This window comes from Helicobacter sp. (genome assembly GCF_029067145.1).
GTDB lineage: Bacteria > Campylobacterota > Campylobacteria > Campylobacterales > Helicobacteraceae > Helicobacter_D.
The window spans coordinates 38,023-58,274 of sequence record NZ_JAIEFA010000034.1 but is presented as its reverse complement, the minus strand read 5'-3'; the positions used below and the strand labels follow the sequence as shown (position 1 = coordinate 58,274).

The following is a 20,252-nucleotide window of genomic DNA, read 5'->3' as shown; positions in this document are numbered from 1 at the left end:
CATTTAGCTTATCTCTTAGGAGAAGTCTTAAGTAAAGCAGATAAGTTTTGGTATAAAGGTGGATATTTAAAACTCAATCAAGAAATAAAAAAAGCAAAGCAGCTCTATAAAATCCACCAAGAGTATAAAGAAAAACTCCAAGAATTAAATCTTTCTTATTGCTTTATCCCAAGAGAATATCTTTTAGATTCTCTTTTCTTGTTAAAAGAAATCAAAGCCCTAATGCACAAACTAAAATCTCAAGAAAATAACTCTCTTAAGATAGAATCTTTCTTTTCTAATCTTTTCTCTCAAATTCCTTTTTCTACTCAAACCCCTTTTCTTGTAAAACATAAACAAGAAATCTTAGATTGGCTAAACTCTAAAGAATTTAAAGAACAATATATTAAGACTAATCATCCTTATCCTCCTTTACTGAATCCTGATAGATTGAATGCAAAGAGAGAATTTAAAGAGAAAAACAATCATAATAAAGAAACAGAGTTAAGAATGAAAGAGAGAGAATCTAAAGAATGCAATGTAGAATCCCAAAGAGAGAATAGAGATTCTATCCAACCTTATCCAAACTTAAGCTATGAGAGTATCCCTGCGGAACTTGCTTGGGATTTGAATTTGCCATTGCCGAGGGGGTATAAGATGATTTATCTTTATGGACATGGGGCGGGAGTTGCTAAAGTAAATGAGGTATTTAGTGCAATTGGTTTAAGAATCATTAGTTTATTTATCAAGGGAAGTGCTAACAATCGGTATATTCTTGCTTATAACTTTCTGTTACATTCTAATGGGTTTAATGTTGTTTCTCTTAGCGATTTAGAGTATCAAACTTCAAATTATCTTAAATTCTTTTCTTTGATTGATAAGAAAGTTTCTTTTATGTGTCAGACAAGAGATCCTATGGAACTTCTTAGGCATTGTTTGGCAAGGGCAGGGCGATGGACGCATAGCTTAGCGATTACAAAAGAATTTGACAAGACTTTTGATTTTGAAGATGTAATAAAACCTCTTGAGCATCTTAAATATAACTATAATTTAGAGGGCTTGAAAAAATACGCTTACTCCAATCTTTTTAGCTTCCATATTCACCTTAAAGAATTGCAAAAGAATATTTCCAAAATAGCATTTTTGGATATAAAAGAATTAAATTCTGATGAGGCGATTTCAAAGCTACAAGTTATCGCAAAGGATTTTGGATTTAATCCTCCCCAGAATTGTCATAAAAAGGCTTTGCAAACAAATGTATTCAAAGGAAGTGTTTATTTGTTTTTTCCTCTTGTCTTTCAAGCGGGAGATTTTAAACTCACTCTTGCAACGCATAGCAATAATTCGCAATGGGTAGATTTGCATCAAGAGATTATGGGCAAACCAAACGAAGTCATTGGGGTTTATATTGATAAAAATGAAGTAGAATCCTTCCGAGCAAATGAGACTTTATACAAAGAATCTTGTGAGTATTTAAAGAAATTTTTAGAAAAGCTTAAAGAGAGATTTAAGCAAGAGGATGCAAAGGCACTAGCGATTCGTGATATTATGCAATACTTCAAACAAGAGCCTCAAGCAAGAAAACATATAAAATCTATTCTTGATAAAGAAGTAGCCGCAATAGCGCAATATCGTCCCGACATTGTAGAATCTTGGAAATATTATCAAGAGTTTGAAAGAATGTGTAAGGAGTTGGATTAAGCCTTTTTGATGCGAAATTGCAGATTGTTTTATGATGCTTACAAACCCAAAGTGGCAAATTTGCAATCTTAAAATTTTTTTTTAGCTTAAATTTGCCATAATTGCCAAATTAATTTTAAAAGGGCGCGTGATGATAATCAAAGGAGCAATGGTTTGTGATGCAAATGGAGAACAAAGAGGCGATGTCCGAATAGAAAAAGGCAAGATTGTTGCGGTAGAGCGAAGCATTATACCAAAAAGCGGCGAGGAGGTTTTGGGGGCAGATAATCTTATTTTGCTTCCGGGTGCGATTGATTTAAATACGCGCGTAAGCAATTCAATTTTGAGCAAAGAAAATCTTTTGAAACTTTCGCACAAAGCCGCACTCGGTGGTATTTCTCAAGCAGTTTTGATTCCAGATTGTAAGCCGACTTCAAGTAGCGAATTGGGATTGGAGCTACTCCACGCATTAAAAGATGAGTTTAAAGCACAAATTTTAGGCATTTCAGACGCTGTGAATGCGGAGAATCCAAAGTCTTTAAACGAGCTTGCGATTCTGCATAAAAAAGGAGCGAAAGGTATCTTTGCAAAATCCAACATTGATGGCAATCTGCTAAGACGCGCTTGTGAGTTTGCGCTAATGTTTGATGTGCCGATGTTTTTTTCTTGTGAGGACGAATCCCTAAGCGCAAATGGCGCGATGAATGACGGCGAGCTTTCCTCAAGACTTGGATTGCCCGCCATTCCAACCTTAAGTGAGACAAAAGAAGTTGCGCAAATGAGTGAAGTTGCAAGATTTATGGGTGTAAAAGCAGTTTTTTTGGCACTTGCAACAGAGCGCAGTGTAGAAATTATTGAGGAAGTCAAGAATATTCATCTCAAATCTATCTCCAAAACCAAGATTCCTAACCTTTTTTTGCAAACCTCTATTCATCATCTAATGCTAACAGAGAATCTGTGTAATCATTATAACACTGCAGCAAAAATCAAGCCACCTTTGAAGTCCGAATCTACGCGCACAAAGTTGCTCAAAAGAGTCAAAAGGGGAGAGATTGAGTTGATTACTTCTTTGCAATCCGCAAAATCCCAAGCACAAAAAGATCTTGCTTTTGAGGAAGCTGCCTTTGGTATAGATATGATTGAATGTTTTGTGCCAATGTGTTATACATTGTTTGTTAAAAATGAGCGTATGAACTTAAGCGAGCTAAGCAAGATTTTAAGCTTGAATCCGGCTAATGCGTTGGGCTTTACAGAAAAAGGATTGATTGCGGAGGGTTACGATGCGGATTTGATTTTGATAGACCCTAAAGAAACTTGCGTAATGGATAATCCAGATTCGCCTTATAATGATTGGATTTTTTATGGCGTTGTGAAAGAAATGTTTATTGAAGGTAAGCAGTGTTTTGGATTTTACTCACATTCTTAAAAGGAATATTATGGAAGCGAAATTACTTTTAATGTATGAAAGATTTGAAAATTGGTTTTTTAGTTTTTTGCCTAATTTTATTAGTGCATTGTTTATTTTGGTGGCAGGATATTATCTCTCTAGGATTTTGTCAAAGTATATTTCAAAAGTTGTTATTAAAACAACAAAAGATGAAACATTGGGAGAATTTCTAAAAAATGTTGTTTTTGTGGCAATTTTGATTTTAACCTTTATCACTGCGCTTTCAAATTTGGGCGTGAAAACAACCTCTATCATCGCAGTTTTAGGAACAGCAGGCTTAGCTATTGCTCTTTCTTTGAAAGACTCTTTGTCTAATCTTGCAAGCGGAATCTTACTCATAGTTTTGCGTCATTTCAACAAGGGAGACACGATTTCTGTTGGCTCTATTACAGGCAAAGTGGATTCTATTAGTTTGTTTCAAACTAAGCTTACTACCCCAGACAATCAAGTAGTGGTTTTGCCTAATTCTAGCATTGTGAGCGTTCCAATCACCAATATTTATGCAAACCCAACGCGTCGTATGGATTTGATTTTTGGCGTTGGTTATACGAGTGATTTGCAAAAGACAAAGCAAATTTTAGAGGAAATCTTACAAGAAGAGGAGATTGTCTTAAAAGAGCCTTTGCCTGTTATAGGCGTGAATGCCTTAAATACTAGCAGTGTAGATTTAATTGTGCGTTTTTGGGTAAAAAGTGAAAACTACTTTAAGGCAAATATTATTATGCAACAAAAGGTTAAATTGCGTTTTGATGCAGAGGGCATTGAGATTCCATACAACAAGCTAGATATTAACCTAAATCAATTAATGGGAACAAATCCATAATGCAAATTATTGGCGCGGATTTTGTAGTGCTTTGTGATGCAGAATTTCGCGTCCTCAAAAGAGGTGGGATTTGTTTTGAATCCGATGAAATTATCGCTATAGATTCCTATACTTCCTTACGCCAACAATACCCCAATATCCCAAGTCTATATTATGAATCCTGCGCTATCACGCCCGCATTAGCAAATCTACATTTGCATTTGGAGTTTAGCCAAAATGAGGGAATCTTGCATTTTGGAGATTTTGGAAAATGGCTAGATAGCGTGATTGTAAATCGCGAAACTTTAATGCAAGAAAAATTAATGGGTGTTAATTTGAAAACTGCAATGCAACAAGGAATCACAGAATGCTTGCGAAGTGGCGTGGGGTTTGTAGGGGCAGTTTCAAGCTATGGATATGATTTGGAGGTTTTGGCGGATTCTCCTTTGCGCGTGCTTTATTTTAATGAAGTTATTGGTTCAAAAGTAGAAGTTTTGGACATTTTGTTTCAGAATTTTCTTGCGCGTTTGCAGGATTCTAAATCTATGCAAAAGGAATGCTTTACTCCAGCAGTTGCGATTCATTCTCCTTATTCTGTCCATTCAAAATTGCTTGAAAAAACACTTCAGATTGCGCAAAAGGAAAATTTGCCTTTAAGCGTGCATTTTTTAGAATCGCAAGCAGAGAAAGAATGGCTAGAAACTAGCAGCGGTTATTTCCAAGAGTTTTATCAAAAATTTTTTGGGAGCAATCCCAAATCTTTTTATGATGTGCAAGGTTTTTTGGAGTTTTTTAAGGACACAAAAAATACTTATTTTGTGCATTGTCTGGAAGCGGATTCTCAAGTCTTAAGGAAAATTGCTACAATGGAGGGTAAAATCATCACTTGCCCTAAATCCAATCGCTTATTAAACTCCAAACTTTTGAATCTTAACGCATTGCAAGAATGTAGGATTCCATTTTGTTTGGGGACAGATGGCAAAAGCTCTAATAATTCTCTTTCTTTGTTAGATGAGTTAAGAATCGCCTTATTTGCATATAGTAGTATGCCTTTAGAATATCTCGCAAGGGAATTACTGCTTAGTGTAACGCGCAATGCGTTTTTGAATACCGCTTGGAAGCTTGGAGAATTAAAAGTTGGGAATTTAGCAGACTTTGCTGTGTTTAAAATCCCTAAAACAAAGGAATTTTTAGCGCAAAATTTAATTTTATATGTTAGAGAGGCGTTTGCACTTTATATCAAGGGTAGGGAAGTCTTGGAAAATTTACAGGAGAGGGAAGAATGCAAAAATTAACGATTTTTAGAGAATACGATATTCGCGGAATCTACAATGAGGATTTAACGCGAGAAAATGTTACGCGCATTGGTTATCTTTTGGGGCTAGAATTGCAAAAAAGGGGAGGTAGAAATTTGGGTGTGGGTTATGATGCACGCGTGCATTCAGAAATCATCTTTGATTGGTTTTGTCAAGGTGTTTTTGCAAGTGGAGCTTGTGCGTATAATCTAGGGAGGATTCCAACTCCTGTGGGATATTTTGCCTTGTATAGCAAGTTTGAAATGCAATCACAAGCTTTGCAGCTTGAGGGAAGCGTGATGATTACAGGTTCGCACAATCCTCCTAAATATAATGGATTTAAAATTACTCTTTGCAAAGAGCCCTTTTTTGGTGATGCAATTTATGCGTTAGAAAAAGACTTTTACGCACTTAAATTTGAGGAAGTCGCTAAAAAGATTCCCCACAATGCAATCCCGCAAAAGCTGAATGTCTTAGATTTGTATGTGGATTATTTGGTAAATGAATTTGCGCATTTAAAAGGATTGGATTTACCTATTTCCATAGATTGTGGAAATGGAATCGCAGGAGTTGGAATCGCACGCGTTTTGGAACGTTTGGATATTCGCTTTAAAGGATTATTTTTAGAGCCTGATGGGAATTTTCCTCACCACCACCCAGACCCTAGTGAGGAGAAAAATCTACAAGACCTTAAGGCAGAAGTCGCAAAAAGAGGCGGAATTGGGTTTGCCTTTGACGGAGATGGGGATAGATTGGCGGTGATTAAACATACGCAAGAGGGAGGAAAAGTCTATAAAGGCGATGAGCTTGCGATTATTTTTGCGCAAACGATTCCACACCCTATTGTAATTGGCGAAGTGAAATGCTCGTTAAATATGTATGAAAGCATTGATAGAATCGGACAGAGCATAATGTATAAAACAGGGCATAGCAATCTGAAAGTCAAATTAAAAGAAAGTGGCGCGCATATGGCGTTTGAAGTCAGTGGGCATATTTTCTTTAATGATAGATATTTTGGATATGATGACGCGACTTATGCGGCTTTGCGCGTGTTAGAATTGCTAAAAACTAAGGGCTTGGAGTTTGATAAAGTCCTAGAATCTCTGCCCAAACTCTATTCCACCGATGAAATCAAAATTCAAACGAGCGAAGAAGAAAAATTTACGCAAGTAGAGCGACTAAAAGAGATTCTAAACGATGTTTCTAAGCTTCCTGCAAATTTTCCTAAAATTGTTAAGATTATTTCCATTGATGGCGTGCGCGTAGTTTTTGAAGAGGGTTGGGGGCTTGTGCGGGCAAGCAATACCACGCCCGTGCTTGTAACGCGTTTTGAAGCCAAGAGCAAGGAAGCAGTTGCAATGTATCAAAGCGCACTTTTAGAGCTGCTCAACAATCTTTCAAAAGAGGAACAATAATGGAACAAATCGTTTTGCAATCTCCCTTGGATATGCACTTGCATTTAAGGGACGGAGAGATTCTTGAAAGTGTCGCGAAATTTACCGCACAAAGCTTCAGCGGTGCGCTTGTAATGCCGAATCTCAATCCCCCGATTCTAAATGTAGAGGACGCGCTTGCTTATCAAAAGAGAATTTTAAAGGCTTGCGGAGATGAAAATTTCAATCCAATGATGTCTTTGTATCTCACAGAAAAATTAGATAAAAAAGAACTTCAAAAGGCAAAAGAAAAGGGAATTATCTTTATCAAACTCTATCCAAAAGGGGCGACAACAGGAAGCGAGAATGGCGTAAGCGAAATCCTTAATCCAAAAATTTTAGAGATTTTAGAGATTGCGCAAGAGCTTGGGCTGATTTTGAGTATTCACGGAGAGAGTAATGGCTTTGTTTTGGAGCGAGAAGCAGAATTTCACGCAGTGTTTGCAGAGCTCGCAGAGACTTTTCCGCATCTAAAAATTATTTTTGAACACTTGAGTGATAGACGTTCTATTGCTGTGGTAGAAAAATATGACAATCTCTACGCCACACTGACTTTACACCATATTAGCTTGAGCTTAGAAGATGTGATTGGCGGAGCATTGAATCCCCATTGTTTTTGCAAGCCTATTTTAAAGACGCCAAAGGACAGAGACGCTTTGTTGCAGGTTGCTTTAAGTGCACATAAGAAGTTTTCTTTTGGTAGCGATTCTGCGCCTCATTTGCAAAGCAACAAAGAGAATGCCAAAGGTGCGGCAGGAATCTTTAGCGCACCGATTCTGCTTCCGGCACTTGCGACACTCTTTGAGACGCATAAAAGCCTAGAAAATTTAGAAAACTTCATAAGCGGTAATGCACAAAAAATTTATGGAATCCGCGCAACCAATAAGCAAGTGAAGTTGATTAAAAAATCAATGACGATTCTACAAGTCATAGAGGGAATTATCCCTCTTTATGCCGGAAAAACCCTTGCGTGGAGCTTCGGCTAATGTCAAAAATCGCAGTGTATCCCGGCACTTTTGACCCGATTACAAAAGGGCATTTAGATGTGATTGAACGCGCGTGTAAGCTCTTTGATGGATTGATTATTGCCGTTGCAAAATCAGAGAGCAAGCACCCTTTATTTTCTCTTGAGGAACGCGTTAAAATGGTGAATTTGGCAATTAAGGATTCCAAAAATATTTCTTGCAATGTGTGTGTGCAACCTTTTAGGAATCTTATTGCGGATTTTGCAAAAGAAAACAACGCTAATATTCTTGTGCGCGGGCTTAGGGCGGTAAGTGATTTTGAATACGAATTGCAAATGGGATATGCCAATGCGTCTTTGAATCGTGAGTTGGAAACGATTTACCTTATGCCTGCACTTCAAAATGCCTTTATTAGCTCCACGGTGGTGCGTTCTATTCTTTTGCACGGAGGGGAAATTGCACATCTTGTGCCAAACTCTGTTAAGGCACATATTGCAAGTTTGCCTCATTTTGTGGAAGAGAATGCAGAATCCAAGACGCAAGATTCCATCTTAAAGGATTAAGATGTATTGTGCGATAGAGGGAATTGATACGAGCGGAAAAAGCACGCAGATTGCAGCCTTAAAAGAGATTTTTAAAGAAGCCCTTTTTACCTTTGAGCCCGGCGCGACAGAGATTGGCAAAGAGATTCGCTCCACTTTGCTTGAGCGCAATTTGCACTGCACACCAAAAACAGAAATGCTGTTGTTTTTGGCTGATAGAGCAGAGCATAGCGAGAGAATCTTAAAGCCAAATGCAGATAAACTCATCATTAGTGATAGAAGTTTAATTTCTGGAATCGCTTATGCAAAAGACTTTGATTTTGAGATTCTGCGCAGTTTGAATCTTTTTGCCACGAGCGGAATTGTGCCCAATAAAGCTGTATTATTGGAATTGACGCGAGAGGTTTTAGAGGAAAGATTGAGTGCAAAAAGTTGGGATAAGATAGAAAAGCGTGGAATCTCTTATTTGCTTGAACTTCAAGAAGCCTTGAAAGAGGTGATTTTGAAGCTTGAAATAGAATCGCTTTTGTTGCAAGCAGATTTACCACAAGCAGAGATTACTACAAAAATTGTGGATTTTATCAAGAGCTAATGCGCTGTTTGATTTGTGGGGATTGGACATTGCATACATTCTGCAAAAACTGCTTTAATACAATCCATATTACTCCACGATACAGGGAAATTAAAGGCTTTAAAATTTATAGCTTTTTTGCATTTAGTGAGATTGAATATTTGCTCCACGCTAAATATCAAGTGATTGGTAGTAAAGTCTATGGAATCTTGGCAAAAAAAGCAAGTCAATATTTGAAAAATACTTTAGAGATTCCGCTTAATGCTTATGCGGTGGGGATTGATGATAAAATCAGCACACAAGGCTACGCACACAATGCGATTTTATTGCATTATTTAAAACAGGTGGGATTGATGCCACTTTATCGGACATTATATGCCAAAAACCCTGTATCTTATGCAGGAAAAAGTTTGAAATTTCGTCAAGCAAATCCTCGCAATTTCTGCCTTAAACGCAAGGTAAGAGGCAAAGAAATCGTATTGGTTGATGATATTGTTACGACAGGCTTAACGTTAATGGAGGCAAAAGAATGTTTGGAATCTAATGGCGGAAAAGTTTTGAATGCTTTTGTCTTAGCAGACGCAAGAAACTAAAGGCAAACAAAGAGAAAACATATTGAGGGCAAGAAAAATAAAAGAACTTATTTAATTTTAATTAACAAGATTGCAAGAATTTAAAAATTGCGAGATTCTACAAAAAATCTCACAATCGTGCTATGCTAATCATCTTTCATTAAGTTATCTTTGGCAGCTTGTGGAAGTTTAGTTAAAAAATTTCCCATATTAAAATCTACTCCTTGATTGGTAGCTTCATTAACAAGCGCAATGGCTTTTTTAGAATTAAAAGAGCTTAAGGGATTATAGGGTTCAAAAAGACAATTTGTAACCGCTAGTGCGTAGGCATTTTTTTTGATTTCGCTAGAAGCAGCGTGTGGGTTTTCAATATGGGTAATGCTCTGGATTAGTCTTTCATCAAACTTCCAATGGTCAAATAAGAATCCTAGAAATGCCACATGATCAATACCGCAGTATTGATTTTCTAGTTCGGATACATTTTGAAAATTGTTGGTTTGATTTTCGGTTAAAAATTCCTTTGCTTTGCCTGATTTTAGGAGCATATTTGCAAGCAAAATCATTCCTAAACGCAAAAGCATAGCACAGGGCACAAGCTCATTAGAAAGTGCTTTATCTTCTTCTTGAAGCCAAGTAGAGATGAAATCCACTTCATTAGAACAATTGGCTAAGAATACTCCTGTATCTAATCCATAAGGAGAAACATCAATAGAAAAATTAGACCGAATAGAGTTTGCTAAAACAACATTTTTGATATTGCTAATTCCGAGCAATGAGACAACTTGTTGAATCGTAGAAACTTGATGAGAAAATCCATAAAATGGAGAGTTTGCAAGACGTAAAAGCTCACCAATTAATAAGGGGTCTTTAGAAATGATAGCGACAACTTTGTTAATCTCCAAATCTGCCCCGCTAGAATCAACATATTCTTGCAGTTCCATCACGGTTTTAGGGAGTGGTGGGAGATCATTAATAGTCTCTAAAAGTAAAGGATTCATTGAAAACTTCCTCTATAAGGTATTTTTTGTAAATAATTTTTTATTGTATAGTATTTTTAGTAAAACATTACTTATTAAAGTTTCAAAAATAACATAAAATTGTGAATAAATGGTAAAATAATCAGAAATTTTTAGGAGATTTTATGCGCTTTGGAAAAATTGATTACCTCAATCTTTTGCCTTTTGAAACTTTTGTGCGGGCATATCCTAAGCCATCGCATTTTCAATTATTTTATAACAAAAAAAAATCTTATCCTGCAAAGTTGAATCGTGAATTTTTGTTTGGGCGTATTGATGCGGGATTTGTTTCATCTATCACGGCACTTAGGGCAAGGAGTGAGCGTTTTTGGGCTTCGCAAGTTGGAATCGTAGCACGCAAGGAAGTCCTAAGTGTGATTTGCTTGCCAAAGGAAAAGGGAGAGGATTATCAATCTGCGACTTCTAATGCGCTTTTAAAAGTTCTTGGTTTAAAGGGACGTGTATTAATAGGTGATAGAGCACTTGTAGAGGTTTTGAAGCAGAAAAGCAACCATCAAAAAGATTATGTGGATTTGGGTAAGTTTTGGGTAAAAAAGGAACATTTGCCTTTTGTTTTTGGGAGATTGTGCGTCAAAAAGAATCATTCGTTTTATAAAAAATTAATCCATTCCTTCTATAAAAAACCTATCAAGATTCCACATTTTTTGCTAACAAAAGCTGCACTTAAAAGCGGAATCTCAAAACAAGAGATTTTGCAATATCTCCAAGTATTGTCTTATAAAATAGACAAAAAAGCAAATTTCGGTGTGGAAAGATTTTATAGGAATTTAAGGATTTCAAGGATTAAAGCACCACGAAGATTTTAAGAAATGGATTCTTGGCTATATTTTATGGTTTGCCAAGATTTTATTTAAGATTTCTTGTGTGGAATAAAATGGAATCTAAAAATAATGGCATTTAATAAAAAATGCAGGTTATTTTGAATATAATATGTCCTTTTATTTTAAAATTGCCCCAAAAGAGTGGGCTTTAGGAGTAGCAATGGAGCAAACATTATCCATTATCAAGCCTGATGCGGTGAAAAAAAATGTTATTGGGAAAATTGTTGAACGCTTTGAAAGTAATGGGTTAAGAATCGCAGCAATGAAAAAAATCAGACTTAGCCGATGTGATGCAAAAGATTTCTATGCAGTGCATAAAGAGCGTCCCTTTTTTGGCGAGTTGGTAGATTTTATGGTAAGCGGACCAGTTGTAGTTATGGTGCTTGAAGGATTGAATGCGGTAGCAAAAAACCGCGAACTAATGGGTTCAACGAATCCAAAAGAAGCAGCACCCGGCACCATTCGCGCGGATTTTGCAGAGAGTATTGACGCAAATGCAGTGCATGGAAGTGATAGTCTGGAAAATGCTAAAAAAGAAATTGCATTTTTCTTTGCTACAAAGGAAATTTGCTAGTTAATGCATAAAATTGCTTTCGCAAAGGCATTTCAGACTTGCAAGAATGGAGAAAAAGTCCAATTTTGCATTGAAGAGAATCAGGTCAAGTTGGAGGGTGTTTTATCTTGTGATAAAAGTTATCCCGATATGCTCAAGCTCAATGGAATCTTAAGCGGAGCAATCACTCTTGTCTGTGATTTGAGCGGAGAAGAATATCAAGAAATATTAGAAGAGCCCGTGGAGTTTTATCTAAGTGATACAATCGTGCATTTAGATAGCGAGCATTTTGAGGAAATTGTGGAATGCAAAGAGGGCGAGATTGATTTTGAAGAAATTTTACAGAGTGAATTAGAGATGATTCGCTGTGATTATCATATTAAAGAAGACGAATTTAAGGAGTAAAAAATGGCAGTACCAAAAAGACGTGTGAGTAAAACAAGAGCAGCAAAACGAAGAACACATTATAAAATTACACTAGCAGTTCCTGTAAAAGATAAAGACGGGACTTGGAAAATGCCTCATCGTGTAAATAAATTTACTGGAAAATATAAAAATAATTAGTTGGAATTTTGCAAATGAGAATTGCCGTTGATGCAATGGGTGGAGATTTTGGCTCTTCCCCGCTTGTGCAAGGTGCTTTGCAGGCACTAAGAGAACGTGATTTTACACTTGTGCTTGTAGGTGATGAACAAGTTATTGCGCCGCTTATTCCTGCAGAATACAAGCAAAAGGTAGAAATTGTGCATTGCACGGATTTTATTACGATGGAAGAGGGTGCAACTTCTGCACTCAAGCGTAAAGAAAGTTCTATTTATCTCGCAATCGAAATGCTTAAAAATAAGCAAATAGACGCAGTGGTTTCTGCTGGGCATAGCGGTGCAACAATGAGCCTTGCAACTTTAAAAATTGGACGTTTAAAGGGTGTTTCTCGTCCAGCAATTTGCACTCTTATGCCACGTATAGACGCACAAAAAAGTTTAGTAGTAGATGCGGGTGCAAATGTTGATTGCAAACCAGAGAATCTCTTTGAGTTTGGAGTTATGGGGCACGAGTATGCGACTACAATTCTTAACTATCCTAAGGCACGGATTGGTTTGCTAGCAAATGGAGAGGAAGAATGTAAGGGTAATGAAATGACAAAAGTTGCCTTTGACCTTTTAAAAAAGCATCCAAGTTTTATTGGCAACATTGAAGGGAACAATATTTTTGACGCAAATGTAGAAGTCATTGTGTGTGATGGATTTGTCGGTAATGTTGTGCTAAAAACAAGCGAGGGAGTGGCGGATTCTATTATTTTTTTGTTAAAAAAATATATTAAATCCTCTCCTATTGGAATCTTTGGTGCATTGTTTATGAAAAATGTCTTTAAAAAGCTTAAAAAACAAATTGATTATGCCGAATATGGAGGTGCGCCGCTTCTTGGGGTAGATGGGAATGTCATCATTTGCCACGGAAAAAGCAATGCAAAGGCGATGAAAAATGCAGTTTTTCAAGCAATTTTAGCAGTTGAAAATAATGTCAATGACAAAATTTTAAGTGCTTTAGAGAAATATAAGATTTAAGAAATGTCAATAGAAATTCCACTTTATGCGTCCTTAAGTTCTATTGGTGCATATGTTCCTAGTAGAATCGTGAGTAATGAGGATTTATCTAAAATTGTTGAGACAAGCGATGAATGGATAACGAAACGCACAGGCATTAAAGAAAGGCGATTTGCAGAGGACAATGAAGCAACAAGTGATTTGGCAACCAAAGCCGCAAGAATCGCAATAGAGCGCGCGCAGATTGATATTAGCGCGATTGATGCGGTGGTTGTTGCAACAATCTCTCCCGATTTCTTTTGTATGCCTTCAACTGCGTGTGTAGTGGCAAATAACTTAGGAATCATCAATAAGCCTGCTTTTGATATTGCAGCGGCTTGCAGTGGATTTATCTATCTCCTTTCTCTTGCAAAATCTTTCATAGAATCTCAGACTTACAAAAATATTTTGATTATCGGTGCGGAAAAGATTTCAAGTATTTTAGATATGCAAGACCGCAGTACTTGTGTTCTGTTTGGCGATGGAGCAGGAGCTGCAGTCATTCGTGCGACAGAGGATAAAAACCTTAGCATATTAGATGTGCAGTGTGCTGCAAATGGGCAATATCAAGAGCTTTTGATGACACCGGGTTGTGGCAGTCGTTATCCTGCAAGTGCTGAAATTTTGCAAGAACGTTTGCAATTTATCAAAATGAAAGGCAATGAGACTTTTAAAATTGCGGTAAAGACCTTGACAAAAGATGTGGTAGAGATTCTACAAAGAAATCATCTCTCCAAAGATGAAATTGATTTTTTTGTTCCACATCAAGCAAATTTACGCATTATCTCTGCGGTAGGAGAGGCATTGGGATTCTCAAGTGAAAAAGTCGCCCTTACCGTGCAGAAATATGGCAACACTTCTGCTGCTTCTATTCCTATGGCTATCAATGATTTATACGAAAGCGGTAAAATCAAGCAGGGTTCAAAACTGCTTTTGGACGCTTTTGGTGGTGGCTTGACTTGGGGTTCTGCGATTCTTACCTTTGGTGGTCAATGATTTTGCGGGCAGTGTTTTTATTCTTGCGAATGTGGTGAGTGTCTATTAAAGAATCTAGCCTGCATTTGCAAGCTCATAATCTAAATTGACTTTGTGATTCTATTGCTAAACTTGCTATGCCAAATTATGGATTGCTCAAGCTTGATGAGGCTTCACAATAGCACAAATTAGTAATGTTGTAAATGTCAATATAAAATCTTGCTACAAACAAATGTATTAGTTTGCTCTGCCAACCAATCTAGCTACCAAAGCTAACGAGGAATCTTTGGCACGTGGAATCAGAGTTTCTTGATAAAATAAAATCTCTAAATCCAAAAAAGCGTGCAAAAGCTCATTTTTGTGCAATAAATGATTAGAATTGCTTGCAAAGGCATTGTGCGATTCTATCTCGCTTTTGGCAAAAGTTTCAAAGACTAAGATTCCACCCTTTTTTAATCCCTCACGCATAAAAGGAAATAATCTTCGTTCTAAAAAATAGCTATTGCAAATGAGATGATAATTTTGCGACGGAATTTTAAAAGAATCCAAATCTACGCAATGTGCGTAAATATTGCGTTCATTTTGCAAGGAAGCAATCGCAAAGTCAGAAATATCTATGCTTTCTACTTCAAATCCGCAATCCCGCATAAAGCGCGAATTGCGTCCCATACCGCAAGCAATATCTAGTGCTTTGCCTTGTGGGGCTTTGGTGATGAATTGACGCAGCAGCGCAAGAGGCTCACTTGGAATTGGATTGTCTTTATGACGCAGATTCCATTTGTCTTGGTCGCTTTGCATTAGTCGCAGAATCTTTTGAGAATCTCTTGATAGGAATCAATGCGTCTATCACGCAAAAAGGGCCAAATCCTACGCACTTCCTCGCTTCTTTGTTTATCCCATTCAAAATATAAAATCTCTTCTTTTTCTACGCTTCCAAGCGCGAGCAATTCGCCTTGTGCTCCATAGGCAAAACTAGAACCCCAAAAGGTGATTCCCTCCATTACCCCGCTTTTGTCCGCTTCAAAACCCACGCGGTTAATCGCTACAACAGGGATTCCATTTGCGACACTATGTCCGCGTTGCACTGCCATCCACGCTTCCCTTTGCCGCTCTTTTTCATCGGTTTTATCGCTATTAAACCAACCAATTGCAGTGGGATAGATGAGAATCTCTGCCCCTTTTAATGCCATAATGCGTGCGGCTTCAGGATACCATTGGTCCCAACATACAAGCACTCCGAGCTTGCCTAAGCTTGTAGTAATGGGCGTAAAATCTAAATCCCCGGGCGTAAAATAAAATTTCTCATAGAATCCAGGGTCGTCGGGAATGTGCATTTTGCGATATTTTCCCGCAATGTCTCCATCGCGTTCAAACACGACTGCCGTGTTATGATAAAGTCCTGCACTTCTGCGTTCAAAAAGTGAAGTTACAAGCACGATTTTATTGTTTTTGGCAATTTGACTGAAATATTCGCAATCTGCTTCAAAACTCAACGCATAATCAAAAAAATCTACATTTTCACTTTGACAAAAATATTCTTGCGTATGGAGTTCTTGCAATAAAACAAGCTGTGCTGCATTTTGTGCAGCTTCTTTTATCATTTGCGCACTTATTTGCTGTGTAGAGGGTTTGCTGCCTTTATAGGATTGTTGGATTAAAGCAACTTTGATTTTGGATTCCATTTTTACTCCTTAGTAGTCTGCGTCCTCGTAATCTTCCTCTCCGCTATCGTAATCGTCCTCATCATAGAGAAATTTATCGCTGTCTTCATACTCCGAATTGTAGCCGTCATATTCCTCATCTTCAAACTCTTCGCAATTTTCGTCCTCAAAAATTTTCATCTTTACTCCTTTTTAAAATCATTGTAATGGCTTCACTCGCTAAGCGTAGTCCAAAACTTGCTGTTACTCCGCTAAAACTCCCAAGCTCTTTACATTTTGGCTCTTCTGGACTAAAGGCTACCATAAAACTTCCTTTAAAACCTTGCTTTTTCAACCCCTCGCGAAATTTTCTTGCAAATTTATCCCCATAGCTTTTCCAAATTGGTGCAAATTGAATCTGTGATGGGTCTAGTTTCTTAGCGCTTCCCATAGAGGAGAGTAAAAGAGGTTTTGCAGGAGATTCGGGCTGATTTGCAACTTTGAGTGCAAGAGCGATTTTTGCGTCAATGTCGTCAATCGCATCTAAAACAATGTCATAAGCGGTAAAGTCAAATTGTTGGATAAAGTCTTGTGTGATTTTTACATCAAGGGGAATGACGCCTTGATAAATTTCAGCAAGCACTTCTACTTTTTTGCGTCCGATTCCGCCTAGAGAGCCGATTTGGCGGTTTTGATTGCTTGGCTCAAAACAATCAAAATCTATAATGCAAATCTCACCGATTCCTGTGCGATAAAGGCAATCCAATGCAAATCCTCCAACACCTCCTACGCCAAGAATAAGGACTTTGGAATCTTGTAGTTTTGCTAAACCCTCTTCTTTGAATAATGGTAAAGTTCTTGCAAATTTTTTATTCATTGAATCCCCCGCTAATCCAATCTTCTAAAGCGCGCAAGCGATTCCTTGCGGTAAAATCAAGGGTAATAGGAGTGATAGAAACATAGCCGTTTTTGGTTGCTTCAAAGTCGGAAGTTTCGTTGTTGTCTCGCTCATTCCACGCAAGAGGATGTAAGCCAAGCCAATAATACTCCTCTCCGCGAGGATTGCGATGCACATGCGCGTCGTTGCCATAGGTTCGGATTCCAAGTTCGGTGATTTTAAATCCCTTGCAGTCTTTGGGAGAAATTTGTGGAATATTGATATTTAAAAATTCTCTTGCGCCTAGAGGATATGTATGATTTAGGATTTTTTTGGCTATTTTGTAAATACTTTGTTTTGCGAGTTCAAAATCAAATCCAAAGTAATTTTTATCTTGCAAGACTTGTGAAATAGCAATAGAGGGAATCCCGTGTAGCACGCCCTCCATTGCAGCACTTGCCGTGCCAGAATAGCTGACATCCTCCCCCATATTAGAGCCAATATTAATTCCGCTCACAATTAAATCCGGCATAAATCCCTCTTGATAAAGCGCATTTAAAGAAAGATAAACACAATCCGTAGGGCTTCCATCCTCTAGCTTATAAAAATCATCTTCTAGTTCTACAAAACGCAAAGGGCGCGTGAGGGTCATTGCGTGCCCACAGGCAGATTTTTCACTAGCGGGTGCTACAATCATAATATGCCCAAGTGGGTTTAACGCACTTTTAAGTGCTAAAAGTCCGGGAGATTGATAACCATCGTCATTGGTAAGTAAAATGCGTTTCATCACTGCTTCTTAAAAAATAAAATAATGACTTAAGAGTTCATTTAAAATTTTGTTGGCTTTTGGATTAAGCGTTTTAAATTGTGTCAAAATAGAATCCGATAGATTTTTTGCTTCTTTTTTTGCCGCCTCTAATCCCAATAAATTTACATAGCTATTTTTATCAGTATCGTGCTGTGTGGGTTTGCCGGCTTCTTGTTCGCTTTGTGTGGCATCTACGATGTCATCACGAATTTGGAAAAATAATCCCAAGTCTAAGCCTAATTTATAAAGAGATTTGCGTGTCTTTTTATCACAATCTGCAAGGATTCCACCCATTTGTAAGCTTGCTGCAATCAGCTTGGCTGTTTTATTTAGATGAATGAATCTTAGCTGTTTTAGCGGAAGTTTTTGATGTTCAAAATAACAATCTAGTGCCTGTCCTAGCACCATACCATAGATTCCACCATTGTAGCTTAAGCATTGGATTAGCTTCACCTTTGTTTTTGGTTTTAGTTTTGCCTTTGTGAGCAGATAAAACGCGTGCGTATTTAGCCCATCGCCCACTAGAGTCGCACTCGTTTCATCGTATTTTGTGTGAAGTGTTTGGAAGCCTCTGCGCAAGGGCGCATTGTCCATTGCAGGTAAATCATCGTGAATAAGCGAATAAGTGTGCAGAATCTCTAATGCAAGCGCAGGGGCAAAAGCCTTTTCTAGCATTTTGGGTTTATAGCTTGCAACAATGCTTAGAAGAAGTTTCGGACGGAATCTTTTACCGCCATTTACAACCATTTCCCACAGAGCTGCTTCAAAATGAGGGTGAAAACTTGCAACTTTTGGAGCTTGATTCTTGACATAATGTTCAAATCTATCAAAGACTAAAGGCATTAGATTCATTTAAAAGTCCTTGTATGAGACTATCTTGCGTATTTGTAGGTTGTGCTTTTTGATTGACATTGATAAAAAATTGAAAATCATCTCGCGAAATCAGCCATTTTTGCGTTTTGTCTGGAAATTTACCAAGCAGGCGAATAATTGCGTCATAGCCTTTTGGAGCAATTTGCTGATTGACGCGCAAGACTTTGTCGCCCACTCTTAAACGTTCAAAGCCATTTTTGGCATAAGGTGCGACAGAGGTTACCACAAAATCACTATTGACTTCAATTCCTACGCGCCCTAAAAAATCTTCTTTTAAGAGCATTCCGCCACGTCTTTTATCCACGCGCGCCTGTAACTCCATTACTACTCCATTGCGTGATATGCGCACAGGCACGCTTTCACCTTCTTTTAAATCAAAAACTACACGATGAAAATGTGCGACATTTGGAATCGCTTCGCCATTAATCGCCATAATAATATCCCCATACGCAAAGGGATTTGCGCTGAAAAATGGGTCAATGAGATTCACTTCCACTTTATCCTCGCTGTTTTGGAAAACGCGTACTCCAATGTCTCCATAATAAACTGAATTGCCATAAATAAATCGCTCTAAATAAACTTTTTCAATGAATTGATTTTTGCCAATCCCGATTCCATAAATATGGTCGCAAACCGTGCTAATAAGGCTATTTTGAAAGGTTGGAGTATTGAGCGTTGCATAATCAATGGGACTTTGCATACGCGTTTGAATCTTTCCACTCACGCCCTCTTGCGGTAGAATGCTTGCCATTTCGTCCTCTAGGATTTCTTTATTGATAGAACGCAAGGAAATAGGGAGCAATTCTCCTTTGGATTCCAATAAATACATTCCAACAAATGGGTCGTGTTTTAGGATTTTATAACCTTTGGGTGTAGAGTGTGGAGAATAAACAAAAAGGGCTACTTTGGAGGGTGTCAAGCTGTTTTCGGATTCTTTTGTAGAATCTCCTAGCCGTTTAATAGCGATTCCATAAGTGCTGCCTACGCGTTCCATTGAAAGAACCGCCTTTTGTCTGCAAGCCTCAAAGTCGTATGCAGCAAGTGGCAGATTCAACGCAGCGATTCCGTATCCCAACCAACAAAGTTTTTTGCAAAGTTTTTTGAAATTTATTAAATTCATCATAACCCCTTAAATGGAAAATCTCCTAAATTGCCCAACATTCCCATTGCCATATTTTTGCGATTTTGCTCTACACTCTTAGAAATATCATTAAACGCACTCATTAGGAGGATTTGTAAGGATTCTTTGTCTTCTAGCAAAGAATCGTCAATGCTAATATCAATGACTTCTCCCTCTCCATTGGCTGTGATACTTACTAATCCCCCACCGCTTTTGGCACTGAAAGTTAAGTTTTTGTTCTCTTCTTGCGCCTCTTTAAGCTTTTCTTGTAGGCTTCCAAGTGTTTTAGCAAGCTCCTGTGGGTCAAACATTTTTCAACTCCTTTTTAATTGCGATGATTTGGTTTTTTTCATCTACTAGCACAACTTTTGGTGTATAAGTTGCAAGTTCTTCTTGTGTATAGGTAGCATACGCCATTACGATGATTTTGTCGCCCACTTGCACCTTGCGCGCTGCTGCACCATTAAGGCACATATCTCCTTTTTGTCCCTCTATCACATAGGTTGAGAATCGCTCACCATTGTTGATATTGACAATATCTACCTTTTGCCCCTCTTGAAGTCCCGCAGCTTTGATGAGTTCAATATCAATGGTAATAGAGCCTACATAGTTAAGATTGGCATCGCTCACACTCGCCCGATGAATTTTGCTATATAACATTGTGAGATTCAATTTAAAA

Annotated in this window: 25 protein-coding genes; 15 read left to right on the top strand and 10 right to left on the bottom strand. The window is 37.8% G+C overall.

Annotated features, from left to right (window positions below; genetic code table 11):
- The 9 genes from K2N75_RS03430 to K2N75_RS03390 all read left to right on the top strand — a co-directional run.
- The coding region (locus K2N75_RS03430) for a DUF2972 domain-containing protein (protein WP_300119966.1) at positions 1-1,680 on the top strand (1,680 nt) is incomplete at its 5' end.
- A gap of 130 nt (positions 1,681-1,810) precedes the next feature.
- Positions 1,811-3,085, top strand: coding sequence for an amidohydrolase family protein (locus tag K2N75_RS03425; RefSeq protein ID WP_297679658.1), 1,275 nt, complete (start codon positions 1,811-1,813; stop codon positions 3,083-3,085).
- A gap of 10 nt (positions 3,086-3,095) precedes the next feature.
- Positions 3,096-3,929 carry a mechanosensitive ion channel domain-containing protein gene (locus tag K2N75_RS03420; RefSeq protein ID WP_297679659.1) on the top strand — a complete coding sequence of 278 codons (834 nt, stop codon included), beginning with the start codon at positions 3,096-3,098 and terminating at the stop codon, positions 3,927-3,929.
- Positions 3,929-5,203: an aminofutalosine deaminase family hydrolase gene (locus tag K2N75_RS03415; RefSeq protein WP_297679660.1), complete on the top strand. Its 1,275-nt coding sequence runs from the start codon at positions 3,929-3,931 to the stop codon at positions 5,201-5,203. The genes K2N75_RS03420 and K2N75_RS03415 overlap by 1 nt, the downstream gene beginning before the upstream one ends.
- Positions 5,191-6,618 (top strand): phosphomannomutase/phosphoglucomutase, encoded by a 1,428-nt coding sequence (locus K2N75_RS03410; RefSeq protein WP_297679661.1) that lies wholly within the window; start codon positions 5,191-5,193, stop codon positions 6,616-6,618. The genes K2N75_RS03415 and K2N75_RS03410 overlap by 13 nt, the downstream gene beginning before the upstream one ends.
- Entirely contained in the window at positions 6,618-7,622 is a 1,005-nt protein-coding gene (gene pyrC / locus K2N75_RS03405) for a dihydroorotase (RefSeq protein WP_297679662.1), read from the top strand. The genes K2N75_RS03410 and pyrC overlap by 1 nt, the downstream gene beginning before the upstream one ends.
- Positions 7,622-8,164, top strand: coding sequence for a pantetheine-phosphate adenylyltransferase (coaD, locus tag K2N75_RS03400; protein ID WP_297679663.1), 543 nt, complete (start codon positions 7,622-7,624; stop codon positions 8,162-8,164). Before pyrC ends, coaD begins: the two co-directional genes overlap by 1 nt.
- 1 nt (position 8,165) lies before the next feature.
- The gene (gene tmk, locus K2N75_RS03395) at positions 8,166-8,735 is read left to right on the top strand and encodes a dTMP kinase (RefSeq protein WP_297679664.1); all 570 of its coding nucleotides are present in this window, start codon (positions 8,166-8,168) and stop codon (positions 8,733-8,735) included.
- Complete coding sequence (locus K2N75_RS03390) at positions 8,735-9,307, top strand: phosphoribosyltransferase family protein (protein WP_297679665.1); 573 nt, start codon at positions 8,735-8,737, stop codon at positions 9,305-9,307. The genes tmk and K2N75_RS03390 overlap by 1 nt, the downstream gene beginning before the upstream one ends.
- A gap of 125 nt (positions 9,308-9,432) precedes the next feature.
- On the opposite strand, the gene K2N75_RS03385 is transcribed toward K2N75_RS03390, so the two are convergent.
- Positions 9,433-10,284, bottom strand: a complete 852-nt coding sequence (locus K2N75_RS03385; RefSeq protein ID WP_297679666.1) for an HDOD domain-containing protein — start codon at positions 10,282-10,284, stop codon at positions 9,433-9,435.
- 143 nt (positions 10,285-10,427) lie between these two features.
- Between K2N75_RS03385 and K2N75_RS03380 the strand changes: the two genes are divergently transcribed.
- The 6 genes from K2N75_RS03380 to K2N75_RS03355 all read left to right on the top strand — a co-directional run bounded on the left by K2N75_RS03380 (position 10,428) and on the right by K2N75_RS03355 (position 14,276).
- On the top strand, positions 10,428-11,129 hold the full coding sequence (locus K2N75_RS03380; protein WP_297679667.1) for an MqnA/MqnD/SBP family protein: 702 nt from the start codon (positions 10,428-10,430) through the stop codon (positions 11,127-11,129).
- Between the two features lie 175 nt (positions 11,130-11,304).
- Complete coding sequence (gene ndk / locus K2N75_RS03375) at positions 11,305-11,718, top strand: nucleoside-diphosphate kinase (protein ID WP_297679668.1); 414 nt, start codon at positions 11,305-11,307, stop codon at positions 11,716-11,718.
- A gap of 3 nt (positions 11,719-11,721) precedes the next feature.
- On the top strand, positions 11,722-12,102 hold the full coding sequence (locus K2N75_RS03370; protein ID WP_297679669.1) for a hypothetical protein: 381 nt from the start codon (positions 11,722-11,724) through the stop codon (positions 12,100-12,102).
- A 3-nt stretch (positions 12,103-12,105) separates the two neighbouring features.
- Positions 12,106-12,261: a 50S ribosomal protein L32 gene (gene rpmF / locus K2N75_RS03365; protein ID WP_115551219.1), complete on the top strand. Its 156-nt coding sequence runs from the start codon at positions 12,106-12,108 to the stop codon at positions 12,259-12,261.
- Between the two features lie 14 nt (positions 12,262-12,275).
- Positions 12,276-13,262 carry a phosphate acyltransferase PlsX gene (gene plsX / locus K2N75_RS03360; protein ID WP_297679670.1) on the top strand — a complete coding sequence of 329 codons (987 nt, stop codon included), beginning with the start codon at positions 12,276-12,278 and terminating at the stop codon, positions 13,260-13,262.
- A gap of 3 nt (positions 13,263-13,265) precedes the next feature.
- Positions 13,266-14,276, top strand: a complete 1,011-nt coding sequence (locus tag K2N75_RS03355; RefSeq protein ID WP_297679671.1) for a beta-ketoacyl-ACP synthase III — start codon at positions 13,266-13,268, stop codon at positions 14,274-14,276.
- Between the two features lie 216 nt (positions 14,277-14,492).
- Here K2N75_RS03355 and K2N75_RS03350 read toward each other — a convergent pair whose 3' ends face one another.
- Genes K2N75_RS03350 through panD form a run of 9 tightly spaced genes read right to left on the bottom strand, consistent with a single transcriptional unit; the run spans position 14,493 to position 20,245 of the window.
- Complete coding sequence (locus K2N75_RS03350) at positions 14,493-15,053, bottom strand: methyltransferase domain-containing protein (RefSeq protein WP_297679672.1); 561 nt, start codon at positions 15,051-15,053, stop codon at positions 14,493-14,495.
- A complete protein-coding gene (locus tag K2N75_RS03345) occupies positions 15,053-15,937 on the bottom strand; it encodes a carbon-nitrogen hydrolase (protein WP_297679673.1) in 885 nt (294 codons plus the stop codon). Before K2N75_RS03345 ends, K2N75_RS03350 begins: the two co-directional genes overlap by 1 nt.
- Before the next feature lie 9 nt (positions 15,938-15,946).
- Complete coding sequence (locus tag K2N75_RS03340; protein WP_297679674.1) at positions 15,947-16,096, bottom strand: hypothetical protein; 150 nt, start codon at positions 16,094-16,096, stop codon at positions 15,947-15,949.
- A complete protein-coding gene (locus K2N75_RS03335) occupies positions 16,083-16,772 on the bottom strand; it encodes a tRNA threonylcarbamoyladenosine dehydratase (RefSeq protein WP_297679675.1) in 690 nt (229 codons plus the stop codon). The genes K2N75_RS03340 and K2N75_RS03335 overlap by 14 nt, the downstream gene beginning before the upstream one ends.
- Positions 16,765-17,559 (bottom strand): 5'/3'-nucleotidase SurE, encoded by a 795-nt coding sequence (gene surE / locus K2N75_RS03330; RefSeq protein WP_297679676.1) that lies wholly within the window; start codon positions 17,557-17,559, stop codon positions 16,765-16,767. Before surE ends, K2N75_RS03335 begins: the two co-directional genes overlap by 8 nt.
- A gap of 9 nt (positions 17,560-17,568) precedes the next feature.
- Positions 17,569-18,432: a polyprenyl synthetase family protein gene (locus tag K2N75_RS03325; RefSeq protein ID WP_297679677.1), complete on the bottom strand. Its 864-nt coding sequence runs from the start codon at positions 18,430-18,432 to the stop codon at positions 17,569-17,571.
- Entirely contained in the window at positions 18,407-19,573 is a 1,167-nt protein-coding gene (locus K2N75_RS03320; protein ID WP_297679678.1) for a PDZ domain-containing protein, read from the bottom strand. The genes K2N75_RS03325 and K2N75_RS03320 overlap by 26 nt, the downstream gene beginning before the upstream one ends.
- Positions 19,573-19,884 (bottom strand): YbaB/EbfC family nucleoid-associated protein, encoded by a 312-nt coding sequence (locus K2N75_RS03315; protein WP_297679679.1) that lies wholly within the window; start codon positions 19,882-19,884, stop codon positions 19,573-19,575. The genes K2N75_RS03320 and K2N75_RS03315 overlap by 1 nt, the downstream gene beginning before the upstream one ends.
- Positions 19,877-20,245 carry an aspartate 1-decarboxylase gene (panD, locus tag K2N75_RS03310; protein WP_297679680.1) on the bottom strand — a complete coding sequence of 123 codons (369 nt, stop codon included), beginning with the start codon at positions 20,243-20,245 and terminating at the stop codon, positions 19,877-19,879. The genes K2N75_RS03315 and panD overlap by 8 nt, the downstream gene beginning before the upstream one ends.
- Positions 20,246-20,252: the final 7 nt, after the last annotated feature.

Coding starts and splice junctions, on each gene's coding strand:
- K2N75_RS03425 (WP_297679658.1), top strand. CDS start 1,811: ATGATAATCAAAGGAGCAATGGTTTGTGATGCAAATGGAGAACAAAGA.
- K2N75_RS03420 (WP_297679659.1), top strand. CDS start 3,096: ATGGAAGCGAAATTACTTTTAATGTATGAAAGATTTGAAAATTGGTTT.
- K2N75_RS03415 (WP_297679660.1), top strand. CDS start 3,929: ATGCAAATTATTGGCGCGGATTTTGTAGTGCTTTGTGATGCAGAATTT.
- K2N75_RS03410 (WP_297679661.1), top strand. CDS start 5,191: ATGCAAAAATTAACGATTTTTAGAGAATACGATATTCGCGGAATCTAC.
- pyrC (WP_297679662.1), top strand. CDS start 6,618: ATGGAACAAATCGTTTTGCAATCTCCCTTGGATATGCACTTGCATTTA.
- coaD (WP_297679663.1), top strand. CDS start 7,622: ATGTCAAAAATCGCAGTGTATCCCGGCACTTTTGACCCGATTACAAAA.
- tmk (WP_297679664.1), top strand. CDS start 8,166: ATGTATTGTGCGATAGAGGGAATTGATACGAGCGGAAAAAGCACGCAG.
- K2N75_RS03390 (WP_297679665.1), top strand. CDS start 8,735: ATGCGCTGTTTGATTTGTGGGGATTGGACATTGCATACATTCTGCAAA.
- K2N75_RS03385 (WP_297679666.1), bottom strand. CDS start 10,284: ATGAATCCTTTACTTTTAGAGACTATTAATGATCTCCCACCACTCCCT.
- K2N75_RS03380 (WP_297679667.1), top strand. CDS start 10,428: ATGCGCTTTGGAAAAATTGATTACCTCAATCTTTTGCCTTTTGAAACT.
- ndk (WP_297679668.1), top strand. CDS start 11,305: ATGGAGCAAACATTATCCATTATCAAGCCTGATGCGGTGAAAAAAAAT.
- K2N75_RS03370 (WP_297679669.1), top strand. CDS start 11,722: ATGCATAAAATTGCTTTCGCAAAGGCATTTCAGACTTGCAAGAATGGA.
- rpmF (WP_115551219.1), top strand. CDS start 12,106: ATGGCAGTACCAAAAAGACGTGTGAGTAAAACAAGAGCAGCAAAACGA.
- plsX (WP_297679670.1), top strand. CDS start 12,276: ATGAGAATTGCCGTTGATGCAATGGGTGGAGATTTTGGCTCTTCCCCG.
- K2N75_RS03355 (WP_297679671.1), top strand. CDS start 13,266: ATGTCAATAGAAATTCCACTTTATGCGTCCTTAAGTTCTATTGGTGCA.
- K2N75_RS03350 (WP_297679672.1), bottom strand. CDS start 15,053: ATGCAAAGCGACCAAGACAAATGGAATCTGCGTCATAAAGACAATCCA.
- K2N75_RS03345 (WP_297679673.1), bottom strand. CDS start 15,937: ATGGAATCCAAAATCAAAGTTGCTTTAATCCAACAATCCTATAAAGGC.
- K2N75_RS03340 (WP_297679674.1), bottom strand. CDS start 16,096: ATGAAAATTTTTGAGGACGAAAATTGCGAAGAGTTTGAAGATGAGGAA.
- K2N75_RS03335 (WP_297679675.1), bottom strand. CDS start 16,772: ATGAATAAAAAATTTGCAAGAACTTTACCATTATTCAAAGAAGAGGGT.
- surE (WP_297679676.1), bottom strand. CDS start 17,559: ATGAAACGCATTTTACTTACCAATGACGATGGTTATCAATCTCCCGGA.
- K2N75_RS03325 (WP_297679677.1), bottom strand. CDS start 18,432: ATGAATCTAATGCCTTTAGTCTTTGATAGATTTGAACATTATGTCAAG.
- K2N75_RS03320 (WP_297679678.1), bottom strand. CDS start 19,573: ATGAATTTAATAAATTTCAAAAAACTTTGCAAAAAACTTTGTTGGTTG.
- K2N75_RS03315 (WP_297679679.1), bottom strand. CDS start 19,884: ATGTTTGACCCACAGGAGCTTGCTAAAACACTTGGAAGCCTACAAGAA.